This is a genomic window from Photorhabdus cinerea, assembly GCF_011189575.1.
Taxonomy (GTDB): domain Bacteria; phylum Pseudomonadota; class Gammaproteobacteria; order Enterobacterales; family Enterobacteriaceae; genus Photorhabdus; species Photorhabdus cinerea.
The window spans coordinates 1-24,267 of record NZ_PUJW01000028.1 but is presented as its reverse complement, the minus strand read 5'-3'; the positions used below and the strand labels follow the sequence as shown (position 1 = coordinate 24,267).

Sequence of the window (24,267 nt, the reverse complement as noted above, 5' to 3'; positions counted from 1 at the left end):
GTTGTTAAATTCTATTGCGAATATTTTTTTACCCGCCGGGTTGGTGCTGTATTTGCCGGATCATCCGGCCATAGATGTTTTGGATAGCGTCCTTTCATCTCTTTTTGCACTTCACGGTATGATCCTTGCCAAAAAGCAGCCAAATCCTGCGTAATCTGCAATGGCCGCTGAGCTGGCGATAACAGTTCAAGCACCAATGTTACTCGCCCTTTTGCCAGAGATGGGCTTTGTTGCTCACCATACATTTCCTGCATCGTGACTGATAATACTGGGGGTTTGTCACTGAAATAACGGATTGCAATCCGGCTACCGGTAGCAACAGTGTAATAAACCGGCAGTTCATTATCCAGACACTGTCGTTGTTGCCAGTCCAGTAAACTTTCCAGTGCTGGCAACAAATCAATCTGTTTCAGCCCTTTCAAATCATGCACATTAGTCAGAAACGGCATTAACCAGCGTTCAAGAGAAGCCATCAATGAATCATTATCTACCTCAGGCCACTGTATTTCAGGCAACCACTGAGCCGCACACTGGATACGAGTGCATAACTGAACAGCCGCAGATGACCAATTCAGTTCATGTAATCCCTCACTGCGTAACCAGTTTAACAGAGCCTGTTGTAATTGCTCATCAGAAGGTTTTGCCAATAACTGGGCTTTGACTGTCAGGTTTCCACATTGCAACTTTTTCCATGCTTTTAATGTGCCTTTATTATCGTCCCATTCAACAATACTTTGTTCGCTAAATAAACCCGGTTGTTGTTGTGCCAGTTGTTCAATGTCCAGTGAACAAGCCAGCAAAATGCGGGCATCAGGGTTTTTGCTACTTTGTAATAATGAAGGCGCCACCAGCCACGATTCGTCAGATAATTTTTCTTTATCATCGATCATTGCCCCTAAACCATTTGCTAGTTGAAAGCGACCATGTTTATCTCGATTTTTAGCTATTCGGTCAGGAAAACTCTGAGCCAATAACATTGCAACTGCTCCACAGGCTGGCTCGCCAAAATGGCCGCCGATATTGCTGACTAACTGCTTTGCCCGCCGTAGCCATTGAGTCTGACGCTGCTCAACCCAATAAGTGATATCCGGCTGAACATCACGGGGAGGTTCCTCTAGAATCGCTGTCAGCATAGCGGCAGTGGCCAGCGTATCGGCTCCCTGCTCCGAACCGGCACATAACATAGCAGCCAAACGCAGATCACTGCCGGATTCTGCCATTTTCCTGCCTCTGGATGTTAACTGACCATTATGATTTACCGCGCCTAACTGTAATAACAGCGATTTGGCTACCGCCAGTGCAACGGTTGGCGGCTTATCCAACCAGTGCAGTTGGGAAGTATCATGACATCCCCACTGCAATAAAGAGAGCCATAAGCTACCGAGGTCAGCATTCAGTATTTCGGGTTCACTGTGCTCTGCGGCCCTTTCTGCCTGTTCCTGGCTGAATAGATGCCAACAAATTCCAGCTTCCAACCGTCCGGCTCGTCCAGCTCGTTGTGTCATAGAAGCCTGACTAATACGTTGTGTGATCAAACGGGTTAATCCGGTTTTTGGCTCAAAACGGGTCGTGCGTTCAAGGCCACTATCAACCACCAATCGAATACCTTCAATCGTTAAGCTAGTTTCTGCAATGTTAGTCGCCAAAACGACTTTACGGCGTCCAAGTGGTGAAGGTTCGATAGCTTTTTGCTGTTCAGCTAACGATAAGGCACCGTATAACGGGCAGAGAGCGGTATCTTCTGCCACTTTCCCGTGAAGAAATCCCAATACCCGCTGAATTTCCCCAATCCCCGGCAAAAACAATAACAAAGAACCCTGCTGTTGTTGGAGTAATCGCAATACAGTGGTAGCCACACTTTGCTCAAAAGGCTGATGAGCAGGTAAAGGATGATAGTTTCTGGTTACAGGAAAGCTGCATCCTTCAGAAATAATCACCGGCGCATCAGGTAATAAAGCAGAAAGGCGCTGATTATCCAACGTCGCTGACATGATCAGAATCCGCAGATCATCCCGCAATCCTGCCTGTACATCCAGAAGCAATGCCAGCGCCAGATCAGCCTGTAAGCTGCGCTCATGGAATTCATCCAGAATCACCAAAGAAACACCTTCCAGCATCGGGTCCTGCTGTAACATACGTGTCAAAATGCCTTCTGTTACCACTTCAAGACGGGTAGCCGTACTCACTTTGGTTTCTGAACGCATCCGGTAACCCACAGTCTGCCCAATATTTTCATTCAGTTGAGTCGCAAGACGGTTAGCTACACTACGAGCGGCAATCCGCCGTGGCTCTAACATAATGATACGTCCGGGAAAATCAGCTTTTTTCAGGAGTTCCAATGGTAATCCCGTAGACTTCCCAGCACCGGCAGGAGCATGCAGCAGTACCTGTTGTGAGTTTTTCAATGCATTAAGGATAGGTTCGATGACCTCGTATACAGGCAATAAAGACACAAACACTCCATTAAAGAAAGTTAACTTTCAACCGCCGACATTGTAGCATTGCCTGCCTCAATCTTATGCCATCAGTCATTAAGGCGTTTTTATGAAATTCCATCCTCCGTTACAATCTGCCACGCTAATTCGTCGCTATAAACGTTTCCTGGCTGATGTCATCACACCAGAAGGTGAAACATTAACTATCCACTGCGCCAATACGGGTGCTATGACCGGCTGTGCTACGCCAGGAGATACGGTTTGGTACTCCACATCTGATAGTCCAAAGCGTAAATACCCCAACAGTTGGGAATTGACAGAAACACAGGATGGTCACTGGATTTGCGTTAATACGCTCAGAGCAAATGATTTAGTCGCTGAAGCCATTGCACAAAATGCCATTCCAGAATTTTCTGAATATAAAAAAATCAGCCGGGAAGTGAAATATGGCGAAGAGAACAGCCGGATAGATCTACTGTTACAAGCAGAACAGCAAGTTAATTGCTATATTGAAGTGAAATCAGTAACACTGCTCCAAGAAAATTGTGGCTATTTCCCAGATGCTGTCACGACCCGCGGACAGAAACACTTGCGGGAATTGCAACACATAGCAGAACAAGGGCAAAGAGCTGTTTTATTTTTTGCTGTCTTGCACTCTGGGATCAAACAGGTCGCTGTTGCTGCACATATTGATGATAATTATTCATCTCTTTTGGAACAAGCGCAAAACTTTGGGGTCGAAGTTATCTGTTACCAGGCCAATATAACAAAAAAAGGGATGGTTTTAGGTGATAAATTAACTTTTATTCTAAATGGTTAATTTATTGATTCACCTAATATATACAGTCAGATTGTACAGGGTGTAAAGACATCCGATACGTTTGTCTTCACTCCATTGTGAAACTAATAGCAGGAACAATTGCCAACCCATGCTCCATCTGCTATTTATAGCGGCCTGTTTTTTTCCCCGCTAGGGGTTCGTTTGATAGTGCGTGAGTTAGGAGAAGTATTATGCAAGAAGGGCAAAAACGTAAAACCTCGTCCTTAAGCATTCTCGCCATCGCTGGGGTAGAACCTTACCAAGAGAAGCCAGGTGAAGAATACATGAACGATGCCCAGTTGGCGCATTTCAAGCTAATTCTTGAAGCATGGCGCAATCAGCTCAGGGATGAAGTAGATCGTACTGTATCTCATATGCAAGATGAGGCAGCGAACTTCCCCGATCCAGTTGACCGTGCAGCGCAGGAAGAAGAGTTCAGTCTTGAATTACGTAACCGTGATCGTGAACGTAAATTGATTAAGAAGATCGAGAAAACACTGAAAAAAGTCGAAGATGACGATTTCGGTTTCTGTGAATCTTGTGGAATTGAGATAGGTATCCGTCGTTTGGAAGCCCGTCCAACCGCAGATTTATGTATTGATTGTAAAACCTTAGCCGAAATCCGTGAAAAACAGATGGCTGGCTAATTAATCGTGTTCCAAATACGGCGTCTTTGATGGCGCCGTATACACAACCTTCACTGATCCCCATATGATAAAGCCTGAACGTCCCCTCGCTTATATTGGGCGTTTCGCCCCGTCACCTTCGGGTGATCTTCACTTTGGTTCGTTAATCACAGCAATTGGCAGCTATTTGCAAGCCCGTGCTAATCAAGGAAAATGGCTGATACGTATTGACGATATTGATCCGCCCAGAGAGGTTGCCGGCGCTGCCAGCCGTATTCTCCAATCCCTTGAACACTATGGCCTACATTGGGATGGTGAAATTCTCTACCAATCTCAGCGCTATGAAGCTTACCGTTATGTTCTTAATCAGTTGCAACAACAAGGCTTAAGCTACAACTGTATCTGTACTCGTCAACGTATTCAGCAGGCTAATGGTTTTTATGATAAAAACTGCCGTGAATCAAATCTGCCTCTTAATCATGCAGCAATCCGACTTAAGCAGAATAATCCTGTTTATGGTTTTGAAGATAAATTGCTGGGATACCTGAGCGCCGACCCTGCCATGGCTGAAGAAGATTTCATTATTCATCGTCGTGATGGCTTATTTGCCTATAATCTGGCGGTTGTTATTGATGATGATTATCAAGGTGTGACAGAAGTTGTAAGAGGGGCTGATTTAATTGAGCCAACTGTTCGCCAGATTGCACTTTACCAGCAATTAAATTTAAAGATACCTGATTATATTCACCTACCATTGGCTCTGAATAAAAACGGCAATAAACTTTCCAAACAGAATCATGCCCAGCCCGTCCCACTGGATGATCCCCGACCGTTACTCATTGAAGCATTAGCTTTCCTTAATCAGCCTGTCATAAAAAATTGGCAGGATCTTTCCCGTGACCAGTTGTTGAAAAAAGCAACAACACATTGGGATCTGGACCGGATTCCACGACAAGGTAAAATATACAAGTAACATGAATAAAGTTACCGTTAGTCATAACAACCATTCTCAAAAAATACACAGTAGGCTATGATTAGCCGCTGTTTTTTATTCGTTTTTATATGATTAGTTACTTATCGAGGTGTACCATTTTTAACCGAGTAGCAAATTTCTGCCGTAATTTATTGATCCGCGAGGGAAAAATTAACCGCGAACTACAGGCAGCCAGTGAAAGGCCAGTCACCGTATCTGACCGTTCTTCTCAGGAAGAGTACGTAACTCTTCACTCTAATCACCAAAATACCTGCCAACTTTCATCCAGCGTGAACGCTCAAAAGAAAGTTGAACAGGAAAATCCTTATTCAGATTTACCCATAATGGTAATTTCACGTGAACAACACAATATTTCCCGTAGGGATATCAGTGAAAATGCGCTTAAGGTACTTTACCGTTTAAATAAATCTGGTTTTGATGCTTATCTGGTTGGCGGTGGTGTCCGTGACTTGTTGCTGGGCACAAAGCCGAAAGATTTTGATATTGCCACCAATGCAACACCAGAACAGGTTCGTAAATTATTCCGTAATTGCCGTCTGGTGGGACGCCGTTTCCGCTTAGCTCATATTATGTTTGGCCCGGAAGTGATTGAAGTTGCAACATTCCGTGGTCCGCATGAACAAACTGATTCCGATGATAAAAGTCAGTCACAACAGGCTCAGAGCGGTATGCTGTTACGGGATAACATCTTTGGTTCAATTGAAGAAGATGCTATGCGCCGTGATTTCACGATCAACAGCCTCTACTACGGCATCAATGATTTCTCTCTGCGTGATTATGTTGGCGGTCTTCATGATCTGGAAACCGGCGTTATCCGTCTGATTGGTGATCCAGAAACCCGCTATCGGGAAGATCCAGTAAGAATGCTGCGGGCAGTTCGTTTCGCCAGCAAACTGAATATGACCATCAGCGAAGATACCGCCGAACCTATCTCTCGTCTGGCTTTTCTACTGAACAATATTCCACCTGCTCGCCTGTTTGAAGAGTCTTTAAAACTTTTGCAAACAGGCCAAGGCTACAGCACTTATAAGCTGCTACGTGAATATCACCTGTTCCAACCACTATTCCCATTGGTTCAACGCTATTTCACCGAAAATAACGATTCGCCAATGGAACATATGCTCAATCAGGTTCTGAAGAATACCGACTACCGGTTACAGAATGATAAGCGGGTTAATCCGGCGTTTTTGTTCGCTGCGATGCTTTGGTATCCACTGGTTGAACATGCTGAAAAGCTATCTCAGGAAAGTGGTTTAACTTACTACGACTCCTTTGCATTAGCTATGAATGATATTCTGGACGAACAGTGCCACTCTATTGCCATTCCTAAGCGCCTGACAACCATCATGCGTGATATCTGGCAATTACAGTTACGTCTGCCACGCCGTCATGGTAAACGGGCAAACAAACTGATGGAACATCCTAAATTTCGTGCTGCCTATGACCTGCTGGAGTTGCGTGCCAATGTTGAAAACCGCAATGAGCTAAAAGACCTTGCCCACTGGTGGGGAGAATTCCAGCAAGTCAATGCATCACAGCAACGGAGTATGATTTCCGAATTGAGCAATGATGTTGTCCGTCGCCGTACACGGTCACACCGCTACTACAAACCAAGATTGGGCAGGGATAGCAGATAATCATGGCCCGTGTTTATATCGCTCTTGGTAGCAATCTAGCGAAACCTGTGCAGCAAGTAAAAAATGCGCTTGCTGCATTAAAAGAATTACCAGAAACAGAGTTTATTACCTGTTCCTCTCTGTATCGTACCAAACCGATGGGACCACAGGATCAACCAGACTTTCTGAATGCGGTGGTAGCACTGGAAACCACTCTGGAACCGGAAGCATTGCTCAATTACACCCAAGCGATTGAATTGGCTCAAGGACGAGTAAGGAAAAATGAGCGCTGGGGACCAAGGACACTTGATCTGGATATCATGCTATTTGGTGATCAGGTCATTAATACTGAACGCCTGACAGTTCCCCACTATGGACTAAAACAGCGCGAATTCATGCTTTATCCATTAGCTGAAATTGCCCCTGACCTCGTGTTTCCTGATGGGGAAGCTTTATCTGAAAGACTGAAACATACCCCAGAAAACGGCCTGGCACTTTGGCTACAACCACAGCCCTCTGATTCCAGTAATTGCATATAAGGATTTCAGTTCAGTTCGTGGCCGATTTCTGTACATAACAAGAAAAATTGCAGGAGAAGATAGATAATGAAACCAATGACCATGACTGATCTGAATCAGCTTAAAAAAGAAAAACGGAAATTCGCGACGATTACCGCTTATGACGCCAGCTTTGCTCGCCTGTTCGCCGAGCAAGGTATTGATGTCATGCTGGTTGGTGATTCTTTGGGTATGACATTACAAGGGGCGGATACCACCATTCCAGTAACTGTTGAAGATATTGTCTATCACACTCGTTGCGTCCGTACCGGAGCACCATATGCTTTTCTCATTGCCGATATGCCTTTCATGAGTTATGCCACACCAGAGCAGAGTTGTGAAAACGCGGCCAAACTTATGCGTGCTGGCGCTAACATGGTTAAAGTTGAGGGCGGTAACTGGTTATTCGATACCATTAAGATGCTTACCGAGCGTTCCGTACCAGTTTGCGCTCATTTAGGGCTAACTCCCCAGTCGGTCCATATTCTGGGAGGTTATAAAGTTCAGGGACGCGATGAAATATCAGCCAATCAATTGATAAAAGATGCAATTATATTAGAAAAGGCGGGCACACAATTGCTGGTACTGGAATGTGTCCCCGTTGAATTAGCTAAACGTATCACCGATAAATTACAGATCCCAGTAATTGGTATTGGTGCCGGTAATATGACTGATGGGCAAGTTTTAGTGATGCATGACGCATTAGGCATTACAGCAAGCCCACCTAAATTTGCAAAAAACTTCCTTGAAAAAGCTGGAAATATACGTGATGCCATCCGTCTATATAAAGAACAGGTGGAAAACGGCACCTATCCTGGCAAAGAACACTCATTTTATTAATAACTCACCCTTGTTAGCCCGAAAGCTTTGAACAAATTAAGGAGTATTAAGCAATGCTGATTGTCGAAACTGTACCGATTCTACGCCGTGAAATCCGCCGCTGGCGTCAGGAGGGGAAACGCATTGCACTAGTGCCAACAATGGGTAACTTGCATGACGGCCATATGACGCTAGTCGATGAAGCCAAAGCGCAAGCAGACGTTGTTATCGTCAGTATTTTCGTTAACCCGATGCAATTTAATCGTCAGGATGATCTGGCAAGATACCCGCGCACTTTGCAGGAAGATTGCGAAAAGCTCCATCAACACGGTGTCGATCTGGTATTTGCTCCTGCCGATAAGGAAATGTACCCTAATGGTATGGAACATCAGACTTATGTTGAAGTTCCTGAACTTTCTACCATTCTGGAAGGTACCAGCCGTCCCGGTCATTTCCGTGGCGTTTCAACGGTGGTAAGCAAATTGTTCAATATGGTACAGCCGGATTTGACCTATTTTGGCGAGAAAGATTTTCAGCAATTACAGCTTATTCGCAAAATGATTGCCGATATGGCTTATGATATTACTTTGATTTCAGTACCGACTGTACGCGATAAAAATGGCCTGGCTCTCAGTTCACGTAATAAAAACTTAACAGCCGATGAATATAAAATCGCGCCAGAACTCAGCAAGATCATGAAATCTATAGCTGAAAAAATGGCACAAGGTGAACGCCACACAGAACAATTGCTCACCCAAGCTTCCGAACAGTTACGCGAAGTTGGTTTTATACCTGATGAGCTGTTTATCCGTGACGCCGAAACTCTGGCTCCGTTAAATATCGAAAGCAAAAAAGCGGTTATTCTGATGGCTGCCTGGTTAGGACAAACCCGTTTGATCGATAATCAACAGATAGATTTAATGCAATAATCGCCCGCTGTATCAGGCATTACTGATGCAGGAAAATAAAATAATAGATTCTAAGTTGTCATCGAATCAGGAGAGAAACCATGTTGCGCACTATGCTACAGGGGAAATTGCACCGAGTGAAAGTCACTCAGGCAGATCTGCATTATGAAGGTTCCTGTGCAATTGATCAGAATTTTATGGATGCAGCCGGTATTCTGGAATATGAAGCCATTGATATCTATAACGTGGATAACGGTGAGCGCTTTTCCACTTATGCTATTGCTGCTGAACGTGGCTCTAGAATAATTTCAGTCAACGGAGCAGCAGCGCGTCGTGCCGCAGTAGGTGACAAGCTAATTATCTGCTCATATGTACAAATTTCAGATGAAGACGCCCATCATCATAAGCCGAATGTAGCTTACTTCGACGGCGATAATATTATGAGCCGTATGGCTAAAGCCGTGCCAGTTCAAGTGGCTTAAATATTAATTATATGCTCGATAATGGGTAGGTCGTGAAGTCATCTGTAAATAAACTTCCCCTACCCATCAAACAAAATAATCTACAATTAAGTCCTCAATCCCCGCCCTGTTTCAATTAAATACCAGGCAACAAGATAAAAAACCACAATAAACGCGGTTAAAACCCCCAATGTTGTGACTAAAGAAACATCGGTAATTCCCAAGAAACCATAACGGAAACCGCTGATCATATAAACTATCGGATTGAGTTTAGAAACGGCTTGCCAAAATGGAGGTAATAATGTCAGCGAGTAAAACACCCCGCCAAGATAGGTCAACGGTGCTAATACGAACGTTGGAATAATACTGATATCATCAAACGTCTTAGCGAAAATTGAATTCAGCAATCCCCCTAATGAGAATAGAATTGATGTCATCAACAACGTGACAACAATCATCCACCAGGAATGAATATGAAGCGGAACAAAAAACAGGGAAACCAATGTCACCAGAATACCAACACAAACACCACGAGCGACACCACCACCCACAAAGCCCGTGATAACGATGTGCGTTGGCACCGGTGCTACCAGTAATTCCTCAATACTGCGCTGAAATTTCGCCCCAAAAAAAGAGGAGGAAACATTAGCGTAAGAGTTGGTAATCACTGCCATCATAATCAGGCCAGGGACAATAAACTGCATGTAATCCACACCACCCATTTCCCCAATACGCGAACCAATCAAGCTACCGAAAATAATAAAATAGAGTGACATAGTAATAACTGGCGGTAATAAAGTTTGTACCCATATACGACCAAAACGGGTAATTTCTTTAATCCAGATAGTTTTTAGTGCCACCCAATACAGCTGAATCATTTACTATCTCCTTGCACGTTATTTACCAAGCTAACAAATAACTCTTCCAAACGGTTCGCTTTATTACGCATACTCAAAATATGAACCCCCTGAACACTCAACTGGGTAAATACGTCATTTATCCCTTGCCCTCGCTGAACATCCACTTCCAAAGTCAACCTATCCAACAATCGGTAGTTATATCCTGAAAGCTTAGGAATTGGGCTTTCTGTTGACAGATCGAAGAAGAATGTTTCAGACTTCACCTGACTGAGCAATTTTTTCATACTGGTGTTTTCTACCAACTCACCATGCTGAATAATGCCAATATTCCGGCACAGCATTTCCGCCTCTTCCAGATAATGAGTGGTTAAAATAATCGTGGTTCCCTGCGCATTTAATTCTTTCAAAAAATTCCACATCGAACGACGAAGTTCAATATCGACACCCGCTGTCGGTTCATCAAGGATCAATAATTTAGGCTGATGCATCAAAGCACGTACAATCATCAGACGACGTTTCATACCACCGGATAGATGAATCGCCCGTTGATCGCACTTTTCCCATAGATCCAACTGCGACAAATAGGTTTTCGCTCTGGCCTGAGCTACGTTTCTCGGTACACCGTAATAACCTGCCTGGTTGAGAACAATCTGCAACACCGTCTCAAACGGATTGAAGTTAAATTCCTGTGGAACAAGACCTAACTGACGTTTGGCATTGACAATATCAGTATCAATATCGTAGCCAAATACCTTAACCTTACCGCTGCTTTTATTTACCAGAGAACTAATAATGCCGATTGTGGTGGACTTCCCTGCACCGTTCGGACCCAATAATGCGTAGAAGTCTCCTGCTTCTACATTCAGGTCAATCCCGCGCAGCGCTTTAATACCACCAGCGTAAGTCTTGGTAAGCTGCGTTAACTCCAATGCATAAGTCATAAATTAAAAAACACCTTTATTATCTAGCCGCCTTTACGGGCAATATGAAAATATAATGCTCCTTTCCTACCTAACTTTCTTTGCAAAAACAGCAGAAAGATTAAAAACAAGCAGCAACAAAATATTAAAATTTCTATTGATGTTGTATATGATTCTATCTTAAAGAAACACTACCAGGCTATTAACCATGATGAAAAAAATAGAAGAGCTACTTGCCAATAACAAGCAGTGGTCAGAATCGGTTAACGAAGAAAATCCAAAATTTTTCAAAGAATTAGCGAAATCGCAGAAGCCTCATTTCTTGTGGATTGGTTGTTCAGACAGTCGGGTACCTGCCGAGAAGCTGATTGATGCTGCTCCAGGTGACTTATTTGTTCACAGGAATGTTGCAAACCTGGTTATCCATACCGATTTAAATTGTCTTTCTGTTATTCAGTACGCAGTAGACGTACTGGAAGTTGAACATATTATTATCTGCGGCCACTATGGCTGTGGTGGTATTGAGGCAGCCATTGATGGTACCGAACTGGGATTGATTAATAACTGGCTGCTACATATTCGCGATCTCTGGTACAAACACAGTTCTATGCTGGGTGAATTACCGCCCAATGAGCGCTTGAACCGTCTGTGTGAAATCAACGTTGTCGAGCAAGTCTATAACCTTGGTCACTCGACTATTATGCAAGCAGCATGGAAACGGGGACAGAAAGTGATGATCCACGGCTGGGTTTATGGAATCCATAATGGTCAGTTGCAGGATCTTGAAGTCACGGCTGATAGTCGCGAAAAACTGGAACTTGCCTATCGTCAGACCGTATCCAAGCTGACGAATAAAAAATAAGTTTTCAGATAACTATACCCAATGGATTTCAAGATGCATCGCGACGGCAAGGGAGCGAATCCCCGGGAGCATAGATAACTCTGTGACCGGGGTGAGTGAGTGCAGCCAACAAAGAAGCAACTTGAAAGATGACAGGTATAACAAAATACGCTGTAGAAAAGGTTATATTTAATCTCTTCTACAGCGTAATTAAACGAAGACTAATACAGATTTTAATTTTATTAAATCGCAACCTATTTAAATATCAAGTATCTATTTTAATTTCTTTATTTTATGAATGTACGCATATGGTAATAAAAAGAAAACAAAATAATTCATGAAAAAGAACATTTTTATGGGCTATCGAATCACATTACCTGTAATAACAATGTTGACACTTAGGCAAAACCACTCTAAAGTGTCAACAATGTGATAACCGTTACTTACGAGGAAAGTTCTATGCTTACTCATGTCAGAAAAATTGGAAACTCTGTTGGTACTATTATTCCAGCTCAACTATTGAAATCCCTCCACCTGAAAGAGGGTGACCAATTATCAATTGTCGAAGAACAAGGGAAAATCGTGATATCTGCGGTAAACCATCGTCCCAAGTACAAATTAGCCGATCTACTTGCTCTATGTGACTCAGAAGCACCAATGCCTGAAATCTTAAAAGAATGGGATGCCAGTAAACCTATAGGGAATGAAGTGTAATGGCAATATTTCAACGAGGGGATATTGTTGAGGCTTGCTTAAACCCAGTCGCTGGTCAAGAGCTGCAAGGTGACAAAAGGCCATGCTTAGTAATAAGTCCATACGATTTTAACAAATTAGGTTTAACAATTATTATTCCTATAACACAAGGAGGAAATTATGCCAGGTTTGCAGGTTTTGCCGTGACATTGATGGGCACCGGAACACAGACTCAAGGAGTTCTATTAGCGAATGGCATTCGTTCAATCGATCTAAATGCAAGACAAGCAAGAAAAATTGAAGAGGCACCGACGTCTGTAATTAATGAAATTTTAGCCATGGTGTCCAGCATATTGGAATAAATTCTGCTATTAGGAATATCTGCTGATATGGTTCTACGACTGGAAGCCGTATTAGGCACCCGTGCCGAAATGCAGATAGGGGCGCAGCCCTATGCATTATTCCTGAATCACAAAATAAAAACGGCAACCCGGAAGCTGCCGTTTTCAAATTCGATAAAAATTACTCTTCTAGCAAAATCACATGCCCGATATAAGGCAAATGGCGGTAATGTTGTGCATAATCGATGCCGTAACCCACGACAAATTTATCTTCAATTGAATAACCAATCCACTCAACTGGAACATCAACCTCACGGCGGGAAGGCTTATCGAGTAAGGTACAAATCGCCAGTGATTTTGGCTCACGTAGTGCCAAAATTTCACGCACTTTATTCAACGTGTTACCGGAATCAATAATATCCTCCACAATTAGCACATGCTTACCACAAATATCTTCATCCAGATCTTTCATGATTTTCACATCACGAGTGGAATTCATACCATTGCCGTAACTGGAGACTGTCATAAAGTCTACTTCATGAGGAACCTGAATTTCGCGGCATAAATCCGCCATAAAAATAAAGGAACCTCTTAGCAATCCGACCAGCACCAGTTCACTACCGCTGTCACGATAATATTCAGTGATCTGTTTTCCCAGTTCAGCGATACGTTGCTTAACCTCCTGTTCGGAGATCATAACTTCTACAGTGTGTTTCATTATAAATTTAACCAGTTGTTTTTAATGGTAATAATCAAGATAAAGATCAGTGAAAATCATGATTATTAGTATGCCTATTGATACGCCGTTCTTTTGAACGGATAAAATAACACTTAGAAGCATCATTACAAATAAAATTGAAACAGGAAACTTACGCCCCCTTTCAGTAATGAACAAATTTCGAACAACCATGATCGAATGATGATTATCAAAAGTTCTTCGAAAATATGGGGTATCTCAAACAAAGATAAAGATGGTTTCTGATGATCACTATGTCTATGGCAACATCTTTAATTTGGGATTAGGTTGTAACAAAACATTAGCGGCAACTCTGTAAAGCTTAGTTTCTTCATCATAAGTTTTACTTATCCTCTTCCCACTCACAAAATATAACGTCATCCCATCAGCACAAGGTAGAATTTCTATTAATTTTTTCCTTTTAAGAGCTCTAAGAGCCTTATGTAAATCGTCAATGCTTATTTCCAATGTTTCTGTAAGGATTTCATCGGAACAAATAACCGCACTTTCAATAAAGCAGCCAGAATTATATGCCAAAAACGTATACAGTAAGGCTGAGTGAGGATGACTTACTGCTAAAACTTTAAGCTTTTTTTCTTCATCAATGATTCCCTGACTCAAAGCAACACATTCATTGCAGATGTAAACGCTTGGACCAGCAATTAATTTAGCTACTTCATCTTGCTTTTTCCCACAAAAGGAGCAGTACAAACATTTTTCAGCCATGATGCCTCCATCATTCAACAGCCCATGACAAACTGAAATACTCCAGATAGCACCAGCTGTTGCTGCTATTCTTTACTCATAGAAAACGCAAAGTTTCCATATTCTATCTGCCATGTACCGAACAACATTAAAAAAAGAGACTACCAAGTCTATCTTGTTAAATTTCTTCGGACTGATGAACTACAAAACCTATTTGAGACGTTTTACCTCAATTAGATTTATCTTTAATAACTTCCTGGAACTTATCATAGGTTTCAGGATTAAAAAGCGATAGAGACTCTATCTGCTCAAGCGGAAGAACATGACGAAACTGATACACACTCAAAGGCTTTGAAGTTAGTGTAATACCTTCATTCCTGTAATGATCAGCGTAATTATGCTCGGCACAAAATGTCAGCGTATCTTTATCTCTGTAACCACTCATAAAAGGAATGATAACGATAGTATCGGTATCCAAATGATGAAATCTCGCTTCATCAACCATTCCAACATAAACTTTTCTCGACTTTAAAGTAATTAACAGCAACAGACCACTTTCAATTGATTCCAAAAGAAGGCTTTCAATAGCATTGTTAGATGCAATTTCTTTAAAAATACCATTGCGCTTTTCAGGATTTCTAAAATCTTTCTCTGCGTTATAGGATGCACTGATACTTATCAACACGGTAAAACTTAAGATGAGAAAAGAAAAAACACTCATCCCCACTAACCGAGAGTTGAACAAATCATGAGCAAAAGTAAAAGGGATATATTTTGCACCAAAATATACAGGGATGTTCAGTAGCATCATAACAGCAAAGACTAAACAACTCAGTGTTAAAGCCAGACAAAAACCTGCGATAAGAAAAAAGCCACCTTGTCGTGCTACTTCAAAGTAAGCGTTCCAACCAATGGCTTTATTTTGCTTAAATCTAGAGGGTAGATGACTATTTGTATAAACATAACCACATACTAAAACAACAATAACCACAGCTGCCCACATTGATGGTTATCCCTCTTTTTTAGTACTCAACCACTCAACGTTTAAAGCGAAAGCCTGTTGAACATCAGGATTACAACGATTCAGAGTAACCGTTCCAGAACGATTAATGATGAACTTTTCATCTTTCTGATCAGCATCAGAACAAGTTTCTTTATGTGCGCCAACGAGACGTGCCATCACCCTTTCCGGAGAAACAAGAGCATATCCCATATTCTTGAAAAAACTAGACATTTCACCTCTCCTTCACTGAGTAACAAACAACCAACTGTATCATAGTCTAATACCTGCAGTAATCACTGACAATACTTTGTTGTGTCCATTTACTACTGATTAAGCATCTATCAACACCAGTTCATAGTAGAAGCAATTGCGTATAACCTTTGTTCTATCATGTACATCCTATAACAATAATTCATTGAAAAGACTACATAACTATGGACTATAAGGCACAGTGAGACTGCCCCTGATAAGCCAAGCCAGAGTCAATCTGTTAACAAGATTATTGACTAACAGTAAAACCCAGCATCATACCGGTATCCTCATGTTCCAACAGATGACAATGCGCCATAAATGGATGTTTGGCTCCCGCCGTATGATTGAACTGAACCAACACTTCACTCTCCTTACCTTCCACATGAACAATATCTTTCCAACCGCTACGGTGAGCGGCAGGTTTACGACCATTTTCACTCAAAATACGAAAACGCGTGCCGTGGATATGGAACGGATGCAGCATCATATCGCCAACCCCTGAAATCACCCAGCGCTCATACTGCCCCTGTTTCACATCAAAAGCGGGTTCTGTCATTGAGAAAGCCTGTCCATTGATAGTGTTCGCGTGATGGAAATTTAATTCACCACCATGATGCATATCTCCGTGGTTCATATTCCCATGATGCATTGCCATACCCGCCATAGCTTGCTCACCGTAACGCTGAGATATCATCATCATCCCCTGCATATCCAGACGACTATCCATCGTCAGATGTAAATTGCGTCTGTTCAGGCCCGTCAAAGAAGGCAATGCAGGAAGCGAGGCAAGCTGCTCTGACAGTATTATGCGGCTAGAAAAAAGCTGAGGTTGAATGCGTAAAACAGGCAATGGTTGATCGAACGGCGGTAGTGTCATTCCTATCTGCATCACAGGTAAAGTCACCAGATCGAAAGTTTTTCCATCAAACGTATTCACCAATACTTCAAAACGTTCTCCCGCCAGAATCGATAACTCATTAACCACAACTGGCTCGGCTAACAAACCACCATCACTGGCAACAACATACAATTCACGACCATCACTGGCAGCAATATTCAGGCTACGGGCATTGCAGCCATTCAGCAATCGCAGACGCAACCAACCGCGTGGGGCAATATGTTGAGGTAAAACAACGCCATTGGTCAGCATCATATCGCCGAACCACCCCACAGCCGCGCTCATCACATCCAGTTGATAATCAATTTCCCCTTCTTTATTCAAACGTTTATCTTGCAAAATCAATGGGATATCATCTACTCCCCATCGGTTCGGCAAACCAACGTTAATGCTGTTCTCATCTTCAATCAGAACTAATCCGCCCAGCCCCATAGCAACCTGATAGCCAGTCTTACCATGCGTATGCGGGTGGAACCAGCAAGTTGCTTCTGGCTGTTCAAGGGTAAAACTGACCGTCCGATGTCCACCTGATGCAATCACTGCTTGCGGACCACCATCGGTTTCCCCGGTAATTTCGAGACCATGCCAGTGAACCGTCGTCTCTTCCGGCAGGTTATTACGAATATCGATAGTAACGGGCTCACCTGAAGTCAATTTCAATGCAGGGCCAAGTAAATCACCGTTATAACCCCAGGTTTCAGTCGCTGTTCCGGTCTTAAAACAGGATTGCCCTGCATTGATTTCAATAATAATTTTACCGGTCTCATCTGGCGTTATCTGTGGCGGGATCGGTAATAATGGGTAGGGTTTAGCAAAGGAGAAACGGCTCCATACAGGCAACAAACTGGATACACCAATAACAGCACCTAATTTAATAAAATCACGTCGTTGCATATTCATTTCCTGATTAAGTCAACCGAGAATAAACAATAAAAGAAGAAACCTAAAGGTTCCCCTTACAGGAAGGTCAAGCAATGGGAATGTGATTTAGGTCGATCTTTACAATAATTTAAAAAAATAAATTTTAGCGAAATAAAAATATTAATATGTTAACGTAACCTGACATGAGTTCATTATAATAATACAGATGCGAAAATTATCCCTCTTGATTTACATATTAGTTCTTTTCGGTTTTTCTCACCCCGCAAAAGCGCTGACAGAAGATGAAGCAGAAGATCTGGCGGATCTGACAGCGGTGTTTATCTACCTGAAATATGACTGCGGTTACAGCCAAATTCCTGATCGGGAAATCAAACGAGCCATTATCTATTTTGCCCAGCGTAACAAGTGGGATTTAAATAATTACAATAGCCAATTGATGAACACCCTTAATGAAAAAAGCTATCAGGATCTAAAAGGTATTTACCTATCCAATGCGATAAAGTGCCATGCTCTCGCTAGAGATTCACTGAGTCTATTCGCCTACGTTAAATAGTTCTTTTCCAGCTACTCCTTAAGGGGTAAATTTCACCGTGCAACTATGAGAATTGTTGGCTATTATGTAGCCCAATTTTCACGGTCATCATAGTGGAGGAAAGCTGGGATATGTCACAAAAAGAAATTTGGCACGAAACCCTACACACCAATTTTGGTCAGTATTTTTCCGTCGATAAAGTGCTTTATCACGATAAAACTGAGCATCAGGATTTGATTATCTTTGAAAATGCGGAGTTAGGCCGCATTATGGCGCTGGATGGTACAGTACAAACGACTGAACGTGATGAATTTATCTACCACGAAATGATGACTCATGTTCCTCTATTCGCCCATGGGAATGCTAAACGAGTACTGATTATCGGTGGTGGTGATGGCGGTATGTTACGTGAAGTCTGTCGCCATCAATACCTTGAGAATATCACTATGGTTGAGATTGATGCTGGCGTAGTTGAATTTTGCCGCCAATATCTGCCTAACCATAATGCTGGTGCTTATGATGATCCACGCTTCAATCTGATCATTGACGATGGTGTTAATTTCGTTAATACCACCGATCAGAAATTCGATGTCATTATCTCTGACTGCACTGATCCGATCGGACCTGGTGAAGGATTATTTACATCTGAATTCTATCAAGGTTGCCAACGCTGTCTGAATGAAGGTGGCATCTTTGTTGCTCAAAATGGTGTCTGTTTCCTGCAACAGGATGAAGCGGTGACCAGCCATAAAAAATTGAGCAATTATTTCGTTGACAACAGTTTCTACCAAGCTGCCATTCCTACCTATTACGGCGGAATTATGACCTTTGCATGGGCAAGTCAGAACCCAACACTACGTCAGGTGGATCTGGCAACACTACAGCAGCGCTTTGACAGTGCGGGCTTTACCTGCCGCTACTACAACCCAGCTGTTCACACAGGTAGCTTTGCCTTACCGCAATACCTGCTGGATGCATTATCTATAAACCAATAATCACCCATTAGCCAGGAAGTGAATTAAATTGCACAAGCTGAAATTGCACGGCTTTAACAACCTGACAAAAAGCCTGAGTTTTTGTATTTATGATATCTGTTACGCAAAAAGCCAAGCCGATCGGGATAGCTATATCGCTTACATTGACGAACAATATAACGCTAACCGTTTAACGGAAATTCTCAGCGAAACCTGTTCGATTATTGGTGCAAATATTCTGAATATTGCCCGCCAGGACTATGAACCGCAAGGGGCCAGTGTCACTATTCTCGTCAGCGAAGAACCGATGGACCCAAAGGATGTGGACAATACTGAAAATCCAGGCCCACTACCTGATTCTGTTGTTGCTCATTTGGATAAAAGCCATATCTGTGTTCACACTTACCCAGAAAGCCATCCGGGTGGTGGCATATGCACTTTCCGAGCTGATATTGAGGTATCGACCTGCGGTGTTATTTCACCTCTTAAAGCGCTAAATTATCTGATCCACGAACTAGAATCGGATATTGTCACAATGGATTACCGCGTCCGCGGTTTTACCAGAGACGTGAATGGCGTGAAGCACTATATCGATCACGAAATAAGTTCTATTCAGAATTATATGACCGAAGAAGTCCAATCGCAGTATTACATGATGGATGTCAATATTTATCAGGAAAATCTATTTCATACAAAAATGATGCAAAAAAGATTTGACCTGAATGATTATCTATTTAATGCCACACCAGAGCAATTGAGTGAAACTGAGAAGCAGGAAATTACCCGTCTCTTAAAAAAAGAGATACAAGAAATTTATTACGGTCGTAATTTACCCGTTATTTAGATTTTACTAACTTATATTTAACTGGCAGATGCCAATATTTACAGGTATCTGCCAGATAATTTCTTAACAGCTTTACAAATAAATTATCCTGATTAACACACCTAACGCGGTACTGGTTGTAATTTCAGCACCATAAATAGTTTTAAGATAATCAAGGGCGGCTTCCTGATCAACGCCAGGGAAAACACTCACGGCATCTGATGAAACCTTGATTCGATAACCACGTATAAACGCACCATAGGCGGTATGTCTGACACAACAATGAATATGTTGGCCGGTTAACACAACTTCCGTCACACCATACGCTTTAAAAACATCTTCCAGATCGGTTACCATCGAAAGCCCCATAAAATCGCTTAGGAGAAACAATTTCACGATCTGCTCCGACAGGAGCCAATGCCTCAATAACATTAGCACCCGGTGTTCCGGCCATTGCATGTCTGCCCCAGATAGCTATTTCCCGATCATCAGTTCAGTGAGCATCATTAGCATAAACTACCAGCCAATCGGATTGGCATCGGGCGTAATTAATCAGCCGTTTAATTACCGGTACGATCTTCATCGCATCCGCCTCATTGGCGAGTGCTCCTGTGACAAAATCGTTCAGCATATCGACTACGATCAACGCTTTAATTAGTTTTACCCTTTAAATGAATTCTTAAAAAACAATTACTGTGACTTACCATACCGCTTAGTCACAGGCAATTCTGACAAGATCTTCTTATGATTCATATTAGCTCATGAAACCGAGCTGGCCGACTTTTTAGCTATTCCATTAGCTAATCACAACGTCAATACCCGCTAATCTTGACACATAACATTGTAGGGTTATTATAACCCTATCAAGATAAAACAAGAGAACCGGAGGATGGATAGCAGAAACGCGATAGCAATGATAGAAGCTGACGGATGGTATTTGGTGAGGGTTAAAGGGTAGTCATCATCAATTCAAACATCCAACCAAGAAAGGATTGGTAACGGTAAAACACCCACAAAAGGACATACCTTCACCAACATTGAAAAGTATCAAGAAACAATCGGGACTTTGAGTCCACTTTTCGGAGGTGTAAATGTTATATCCAGTTGCTATTGATAAAGGTCATTCATCCTTCGGCGTCCGTGTCCCTGATATCCCGGGTTGCTTTTCTGGAGGGGATAATTTTACAGACGCACTAGAAAGCGTCCGAGAAGCAATTGAAGCGCATATCGAATTGCTAATTGATGATAATGAAGCAGTACCAGAAGCGACAAACGTAGAAAACTACCTAACAGATCCTGAATATACGGGAGCAATATGGGCATTAGTTGATGTGGATATTACTCAGTTAATGGGAAAATCAGAGAAAATCAACGTAACTCTTCCATCATTACTGATCCGCCGTATTGATCAATTCGTCACAAGCCATCCAGAATACAAGAGTCGCTCTGGCTTTCTATCACACATAGCGGCAGAAAAAGTTATTGGCAGAGTCAAAATATAATATCTCTGAGGTGTCAAGTTATTGATAATAAGCTAGCTTTTTTCTAATAAAACACCATCACAATAGTTTCCTCAAATCATCACTGCCCCGAATAAAATAGTTTATTCAGGGCAGGTTAATAACACGGTGATTATTTCGATGGGGTCAGAGAAAAGGTCAACGTCTCTAACGGCTGAAGGGTAATCAGCACCGCTTTATTGATAAACCTCGGCACCGAGTTGTTTTCGCCATAGTCTATCTTAACGTCATATACCGAAAGCTGATTATCAGGCAATTCAAGATCGCTTTGCAGATCCAGATAATATTGTTTCACTTCATCAGCCGGATTGCGCAAAGTAATAATCGACTTTTTCGGACTCCAGGCTCCCCAACCGTACACCTCTAGATCGGTAGGATCTTTACCAATCCAATGGGTATCAAACAGCACATCTTGGTTTTTCTCTGACCATTTCGCCGCGTTTGCTAACGTATCCCAATCCTCTGTGGTCAACAGTTCAGGCGTAACATACATCTCCTGTAACTGAGTACCGCTGCCAAAATAGCTCCAAACCTGATCGGCAAAATCTTTAGGTGACTGTTTATCCAGATGCCTGGCCTGTTTGGCATAAACAATGCCATGCAGCATCAGAGAATTCAGTGGGAATAACGGTCCTTTTCTTACGACATTACGATAAGTTTCCGCATCACGGTAGGTCAGCCACTGCTGCACTTTGGAACCTTTACCGTAAAACTCCACATCATAGCCATTACGCCAAATAGAATCGGCGAAAAATAGCCAGGAAGGCGTGGCTTTGGTGCCTGTCGTTAAGTTGATAAACAGATCATTCCTTGTACTACGCATATCTTCAATAAGATGGATAGCGGCATCAAAATCACTGGTGAATGCACTCCCTTTAATCACACGATCAGCATTGCCGGTGCCATCTAATTTAAACATGGATACATTTTGTTGTTGAATCAGATTGAGCACCCGGTTATGGAAATTGGCGTAGTAATTAGGGCCTGAAAGCGCAAATCTGCCATCTATCACTTCATAACCAAACTCCGCCGCATGAGAAACACGTTGCTCACCAGGTGGGCCATAACCGCCCCAAGGAGAAAGCCAAATACCTAAACGAGCACGATATTGATCCGCTGCCCGTTTAAGATTTTTGAACTCATGGGGAAACGCCTGACTAAAACCCCAATCTCCTTTGAGGTTATCCCAACCATCATCAAACAGATAACCATTTAACGTCACACCGCGCTTAGTCACCAACTCCTGCCCAAACTGCTTGATACGGTTCAACGCCTCTTGTTCGGTATAAGGAGTGAAGAAACCAATATCGTACCAAGAGTTGTAATGTAGGTAAGGACTATATTTACGCGGACGAGCATTGTTCAAAAACTCATTAACATTGCGCCGCAATTGCCCTTCCTGATAAACACCAATATACGTCTTATAACTTAACGTTTTCCCCGGCTCTAACGGGATAGAGAGTGCAATTTTTTGCAAAACGTCTCCGTTATCAGCCTCAGTGTTAATCAATGGATTACCGGGAACAATAAAGAAGCTATCGCTGATAATCGGTGAACTGACGATAGAGCCGTGAACAAAAGGGATTTTAGTGCGAAATGGCATCAACGAGACAGAACTAAGCTCCAACGCGTTTTCCTGCGGTGTAATAGTGATTTCAAACGAGCCGTACTTATCTTTATCCTCCATTGTAATAATATTTTTTACCTGTATATCGCCATGCTTCAGAGAAACAACAATACGATTGCGCTTTTTGCTGATATCAGTGACCTGAAAATCTTTAGCCGCAAGCTTCTCTCCTGATTTCAACGTGATTTCAAACAGATTGTCAGTGATGATTTGATCATGGTTTTTCGGGTTCTCAAATTTTAACTGAGTGACTTTACCCTGCCCGTCGCTAACAGCCACGTGGTAATTATCACCCTCCAACTGCCAACTACCCGCCCAAACCGATGCACTACACAACACAGAACTGGCTAACAAACTAAGCGTAATTTTATTTAACGTTCTTATTTTCACAGCAATTTCCTTTATCAGATAATTGAAAAAACAGAACCTTTACCTTTACAACTTACCTGCACTGCCACAAATCTGAATCTTTTCTTCAACCACTGCCTGCATAGCCTGTTTTCCCGGCACAATATATTTGCGTGGATCATTAGCATCCGGATGCTGAATAAAATAGCTTTTTACTGCGTCAGCAAAAGCAATTTTCAGATCAGTCGCTACATTGACTTTACAAACGCCAAGAGCAATCGCCTGCTGTACCATAGCTTCAGGAATACCCGACGCACCATGCAACACTAACGGAATATCCACCCGTTCCCTGATCGCCGCTAACCGCTCAAAATCCAGATGAGGTTCACCATGATACAAACCATGCGCAGAACCAATCGCTACCGCTAGCGAATCAATACCGGTACGGGCCACAAAAGCTTTCGCTGCCAGCGGATCGGTAAAAAAGCTATCAGTATTAGAGACATTCAAATCATCTTCCTGTCCCCCCAGTCGCCCCAATTCCGCCTCAACGCTAACATCGTAACGCTGGCAAAATCGTACCACCTCAGTCACCTTACGAATATTCTCTTCAAAGGGTAAATGCGAGCCATCAATCATTACCGAACGCACACCTGCGGTCACTTTATGGCTGATATCCTCCAATTCCTCATGATGATCGAGATGTAGCGCCAGCGGCAAATTATGACGACGTGCCGCTTCCTGACAGATCGACACCAAATAGTCAGTGCCCGCATAGCTAAAGGTAGCCGGTGTACCCGCCAGAATCACCGGTGATGCCAGACGAGCCGCGGTTTCCGCTATCACCTGAACAGTTTCCAGATTGTGGACATTAAACGCAGGGACTGCATAGCCTTCACACAGAGCTTTTTTCAGCATTTGACGACTGGAAATCAGATACATATAAGCCTTATATGAACGCATCCCGTTTGCAAGGCTTCCATTGTTCTGACATTGACTGGTAGGTTGCAGCTTTATATCCGGCTTTATTGCAGCCTGACAGCTGCGAGCCCCTATGTCATTCGCCGACTCACGCC

At 42.6% G+C, this 24,267-nt stretch carries 26 protein-coding genes and 2 pseudogenes; 16 read left to right on the top strand and 12 right to left on the bottom strand.

Translation table 11 applies throughout. From position 1 onward, the window contains the following. Nucleotides 1-11: 11 nt before the first annotated feature. A complete protein-coding gene (hrpB, locus tag C5469_RS19395; protein WP_166310066.1) occupies nt 12-2,453 on the bottom strand; it encodes an ATP-dependent helicase HrpB in 2,442 nt (813 codons plus the stop codon). A gap of 91 nt (nt 2,454-2,544) precedes the next feature. Between hrpB and sfsA the strand changes: the two genes are divergently transcribed. The 8 genes from sfsA (at nt 2,545) to panD (ending at nt 9,257) form a co-directional block, all read left to right on the top strand. Next, nucleotides 2,545-3,255: a DNA/RNA nuclease SfsA gene (gene sfsA / locus C5469_RS19390; RefSeq protein ID WP_166310064.1), complete on the top strand. Its 711-nt coding sequence runs from the start codon at nt 2,545-2,547 to the stop codon at nt 3,253-3,255. A gap of 191 nt (nt 3,256-3,446) precedes the next feature. Continuing rightward, entirely contained in the window at nt 3,447-3,902 is a 456-nt protein-coding gene (gene dksA / locus C5469_RS19385) for an RNA polymerase-binding protein DksA (protein ID WP_011145244.1), read from the top strand. A 64-nt stretch (nt 3,903-3,966) separates the two neighbouring features. Next, nucleotides 3,967-4,854 carry a tRNA glutamyl-Q(34) synthetase GluQRS gene (gene gluQRS / locus C5469_RS19380; RefSeq protein WP_166310062.1) on the top strand — a complete coding sequence of 296 codons (888 nt, stop codon included), beginning with the start codon at nt 3,967-3,969 and terminating at the stop codon, nt 4,852-4,854. 89 nt (nt 4,855-4,943) lie between these two features. Then, nucleotides 4,944-6,512, top strand: coding sequence for a polynucleotide adenylyltransferase PcnB (gene pcnB, locus C5469_RS19375; RefSeq protein ID WP_166310060.1), 1,569 nt, complete (start codon nt 4,944-4,946; stop codon nt 6,510-6,512). A 2-nt stretch (nt 6,513-6,514) separates the two neighbouring features. Next, nucleotides 6,515-7,030 (top strand): 2-amino-4-hydroxy-6-hydroxymethyldihydropteridine diphosphokinase, encoded by a 516-nt coding sequence (folK, locus tag C5469_RS19370; protein WP_166310058.1) that lies wholly within the window; start codon nt 6,515-6,517, stop codon nt 7,028-7,030. Between the two features lie 66 nt (nt 7,031-7,096). Next, nucleotides 7,097-7,888, top strand: a complete 792-nt coding sequence (panB, locus tag C5469_RS19365) for a 3-methyl-2-oxobutanoate hydroxymethyltransferase (protein ID WP_166310056.1) — start codon at nt 7,097-7,099, stop codon at nt 7,886-7,888. A 53-nt stretch (nt 7,889-7,941) separates the two neighbouring features. Beyond that, a complete protein-coding gene (gene panC / locus C5469_RS19360; RefSeq protein WP_166310054.1) occupies nt 7,942-8,796 on the top strand; it encodes a pantoate--beta-alanine ligase in 855 nt (284 codons plus the stop codon). Between the two features lie 80 nt (nt 8,797-8,876). Next, nucleotides 8,877-9,257: an aspartate 1-decarboxylase gene (gene panD, locus C5469_RS19355; RefSeq protein WP_166310052.1), complete on the top strand. Its 381-nt coding sequence runs from the start codon at nt 8,877-8,879 to the stop codon at nt 9,255-9,257. 86 nt (nt 9,258-9,343) lie between these two features. Here the strand turns inward: panD and C5469_RS19350 are convergent, their stop codons facing one another. Together C5469_RS19350 and C5469_RS19345 are read right to left on the bottom strand one after the other, a co-directional pair. Then, nucleotides 9,344-10,114, bottom strand: a complete 771-nt coding sequence (locus tag C5469_RS19350; protein WP_166310050.1) for an ABC transporter permease — start codon at nt 10,112-10,114, stop codon at nt 9,344-9,346. Continuing rightward, nucleotides 10,111-11,037, bottom strand: a complete 927-nt coding sequence (locus tag C5469_RS19345; RefSeq protein WP_166310048.1) for an ABC transporter ATP-binding protein — start codon at nt 11,035-11,037, stop codon at nt 10,111-10,113. Before C5469_RS19345 ends, C5469_RS19350 begins: the two co-directional genes overlap by 4 nt. Nucleotides 11,038-11,224: 187 nt before the next feature. On the opposite strand from C5469_RS19345, the gene can reads away from it, so the two are divergent. From can to C5469_RS19330, 3 genes are all read left to right on the top strand, one after another. After that, nucleotides 11,225-11,878, top strand: a complete 654-nt coding sequence (gene can, locus C5469_RS19340; protein ID WP_039877613.1) for a carbonate dehydratase — start codon at nt 11,225-11,227, stop codon at nt 11,876-11,878. Nucleotides 11,879-12,316: 438 nt separating this feature from the next. Then, a complete protein-coding gene (locus tag C5469_RS19335) occupies nt 12,317-12,571 on the top strand; it encodes an AbrB/MazE/SpoVT family DNA-binding domain-containing protein (protein WP_036769482.1) in 255 nt (84 codons plus the stop codon). After that, nucleotides 12,571-12,912 carry a type II toxin-antitoxin system ChpB family toxin gene (locus C5469_RS19330; RefSeq protein ID WP_065822344.1) on the top strand — a complete coding sequence of 114 codons (342 nt, stop codon included), beginning with the start codon at nt 12,571-12,573 and terminating at the stop codon, nt 12,910-12,912. The genes C5469_RS19335 and C5469_RS19330 overlap by 1 nt, the downstream gene beginning before the upstream one ends. 160 nt (nt 12,913-13,072) lie before the next feature. Here the strand turns inward: C5469_RS19330 and hpt are convergent, their stop codons facing one another. From hpt to cueO, 5 genes and pseudogenes are all read right to left on the bottom strand, one after another. Continuing rightward, nucleotides 13,073-13,609 (bottom strand): hypoxanthine phosphoribosyltransferase, encoded by a 537-nt coding sequence (gene hpt, locus C5469_RS19325; protein ID WP_166310046.1) that lies wholly within the window; start codon nt 13,607-13,609, stop codon nt 13,073-13,075. Between the two features lie 567 nt (nt 13,610-14,176). Beyond that, a pseudogene (locus C5469_RS23765) lies at nt 14,177-14,353 on the bottom strand (ClpX C4-type zinc finger protein); the annotation flags it as partial. Nucleotides 14,354-14,561: 208 nt separating this feature from the next. Continuing rightward, on the bottom strand, nt 14,562-15,335 hold the full coding sequence (locus tag C5469_RS19315; protein ID WP_166310042.1) for a hypothetical protein: 774 nt from the start codon (nt 15,333-15,335) through the stop codon (nt 14,562-14,564). A gap of 6 nt (nt 15,336-15,341) precedes the next feature. Next, nucleotides 15,342-15,566, bottom strand: a complete 225-nt coding sequence (locus C5469_RS19310) for a hypothetical protein (RefSeq protein ID WP_166310040.1) — start codon at nt 15,564-15,566, stop codon at nt 15,342-15,344. Between the two features lie 268 nt (nt 15,567-15,834). Further along, a complete protein-coding gene (gene cueO / locus C5469_RS19305; protein ID WP_166310038.1) occupies nt 15,835-17,379 on the bottom strand; it encodes a multicopper oxidase CueO in 1,545 nt (514 codons plus the stop codon). A 193-nt stretch (nt 17,380-17,572) separates the two neighbouring features. Between cueO and C5469_RS19300 the strand changes: the two genes are divergently transcribed. The 3 genes from C5469_RS19300 to speD all read left to right on the top strand — a co-directional run bounded on the left by C5469_RS19300 (nt 17,573) and on the right by speD (nt 19,717). Then, the gene (locus tag C5469_RS19300; RefSeq protein ID WP_054475903.1) at nt 17,573-17,920 is read left to right on the top strand and encodes a YacC family pilotin-like protein; all 348 of its coding nucleotides are present in this window, start codon (nt 17,573-17,575) and stop codon (nt 17,918-17,920) included. 110 nt (nt 17,921-18,030) lie between these two features. Then, nucleotides 18,031-18,894 (top strand): polyamine aminopropyltransferase, encoded by an 864-nt coding sequence (gene speE / locus C5469_RS19295; RefSeq protein WP_166310036.1) that lies wholly within the window; start codon nt 18,031-18,033, stop codon nt 18,892-18,894. 28 nt (nt 18,895-18,922) lie between these two features. Further along, on the top strand, nt 18,923-19,717 hold the full coding sequence (gene speD / locus C5469_RS19290) for an adenosylmethionine decarboxylase (RefSeq protein ID WP_166310034.1): 795 nt from the start codon (nt 18,923-18,925) through the stop codon (nt 19,715-19,717). Between the two features lie 72 nt (nt 19,718-19,789). On the opposite strand, the gene C5469_RS24115 is transcribed toward speD, so the two are convergent. Then, nucleotides 19,790-20,092 carry an isochorismatase family protein gene (locus C5469_RS24115; RefSeq protein WP_339414586.1) on the bottom strand — a complete coding sequence of 101 codons (303 nt, stop codon included), beginning with the start codon at nt 20,090-20,092 and terminating at the stop codon, nt 19,790-19,792. Between the two features lie 97 nt (nt 20,093-20,189). After that, nucleotides 20,190-20,327 (bottom strand): hypothetical protein, encoded by a 138-nt coding sequence (locus tag C5469_RS24110; RefSeq protein ID WP_278249778.1) that lies wholly within the window; start codon nt 20,325-20,327, stop codon nt 20,190-20,192. A gap of 282 nt (nt 20,328-20,609) precedes the next feature. Here C5469_RS24110 and C5469_RS19275 point away from each other — a divergent pair. Beyond that, a pseudogene (locus tag C5469_RS19275) lies at nt 20,610-20,766 on the top strand (type II toxin-antitoxin system HicA family toxin). Nucleotides 20,767-20,787: 21 nt separating this feature from the next. Next, on the top strand, nt 20,788-21,198 hold the full coding sequence (locus C5469_RS19270; RefSeq protein ID WP_166310032.1) for a type II toxin-antitoxin system HicB family antitoxin: 411 nt from the start codon (nt 20,788-20,790) through the stop codon (nt 21,196-21,198). Nucleotides 21,199-21,328: 130 nt separating this feature from the next. On the opposite strand, the gene C5469_RS19265 is transcribed toward C5469_RS19270, so the two are convergent. Beyond that, nucleotides 21,329-23,233: an enterotoxin gene (locus C5469_RS19265; RefSeq protein WP_339414585.1), complete on the bottom strand. Its 1,905-nt coding sequence runs from the start codon at nt 23,231-23,233 to the stop codon at nt 21,329-21,331. Between the two features lie 45 nt (nt 23,234-23,278). Further along, a complete protein-coding gene (locus C5469_RS19260; protein WP_166310080.1) occupies nt 23,279-24,133 on the bottom strand; it encodes a tagatose bisphosphate family class II aldolase in 855 nt (284 codons plus the stop codon). Between the last annotated feature and the right edge of the window lie 134 nt (nt 24,134-24,267).

Coding starts and splice junctions, on each gene's coding strand:
- folK (WP_166310058.1), top strand. CDS start 6,515: ATGGCCCGTGTTTATATCGCTCTTGGTAGCAATCTAGCGAAACCTGTG.
- panD (WP_166310052.1), top strand. CDS start 8,877: ATGTTGCGCACTATGCTACAGGGGAAATTGCACCGAGTGAAAGTCACT.
- C5469_RS19310 (WP_166310040.1), bottom strand. CDS start 15,566: ATGTCTAGTTTTTTCAAGAATATGGGATATGCTCTTGTTTCTCCGGAA.
- C5469_RS19330 (WP_065822344.1), top strand. CDS start 12,571: ATGGCAATATTTCAACGAGGGGATATTGTTGAGGCTTGCTTAAACCCA.
- pcnB (WP_166310060.1), top strand. CDS start 4,944: ATGATTAGTTACTTATCGAGGTGTACCATTTTTAACCGAGTAGCAAAT.
- hpt (WP_166310046.1), bottom strand. CDS start 13,609: ATGAAACACACTGTAGAAGTTATGATCTCCGAACAGGAGGTTAAGCAA.
- can (WP_039877613.1), top strand. CDS start 11,225: ATGATGAAAAAAATAGAAGAGCTACTTGCCAATAACAAGCAGTGGTCA.
- C5469_RS19260 (WP_166310080.1), bottom strand. CDS start 24,133: ATGTATCTGATTTCCAGTCGTCAAATGCTGAAAAAAGCTCTGTGTGAA.
- cueO (WP_166310038.1), bottom strand. CDS start 17,379: ATGCAACGACGTGATTTTATTAAATTAGGTGCTGTTATTGGTGTATCC.
- C5469_RS19345 (WP_166310048.1), bottom strand. CDS start 11,037: ATGACTTATGCATTGGAGTTAACGCAGCTTACCAAGACTTACGCTGGT.
- C5469_RS19270 (WP_166310032.1), top strand. CDS start 20,788: ATGTTATATCCAGTTGCTATTGATAAAGGTCATTCATCCTTCGGCGTC.
- panC (WP_166310054.1), top strand. CDS start 7,942: ATGCTGATTGTCGAAACTGTACCGATTCTACGCCGTGAAATCCGCCGC.
- sfsA (WP_166310064.1), top strand. CDS start 2,545: ATGAAATTCCATCCTCCGTTACAATCTGCCACGCTAATTCGTCGCTAT.
- C5469_RS24110 (WP_278249778.1), bottom strand. CDS start 20,327: ATGCTGAACGATTTTGTCACAGGAGCACTCGCCAATGAGGCGGATGCG.
- dksA (WP_011145244.1), top strand. CDS start 3,447: ATGCAAGAAGGGCAAAAACGTAAAACCTCGTCCTTAAGCATTCTCGCC.
- C5469_RS19300 (WP_054475903.1), top strand. CDS start 17,573: ATGCGAAAATTATCCCTCTTGATTTACATATTAGTTCTTTTCGGTTTT.
- C5469_RS19315 (WP_166310042.1), bottom strand. CDS start 15,335: ATGTGGGCAGCTGTGGTTATTGTTGTTTTAGTATGTGGTTATGTTTAT.
- panB (WP_166310056.1), top strand. CDS start 7,097: ATGAAACCAATGACCATGACTGATCTGAATCAGCTTAAAAAAGAAAAA.
- gluQRS (WP_166310062.1), top strand. CDS start 3,967: ATGATAAAGCCTGAACGTCCCCTCGCTTATATTGGGCGTTTCGCCCCG.
- C5469_RS19350 (WP_166310050.1), bottom strand. CDS start 10,114: ATGATTCAGCTGTATTGGGTGGCACTAAAAACTATCTGGATTAAAGAA.
- C5469_RS19335 (WP_036769482.1), top strand. CDS start 12,317: ATGCTTACTCATGTCAGAAAAATTGGAAACTCTGTTGGTACTATTATT.
- speE (WP_166310036.1), top strand. CDS start 18,031: ATGTCACAAAAAGAAATTTGGCACGAAACCCTACACACCAATTTTGGT.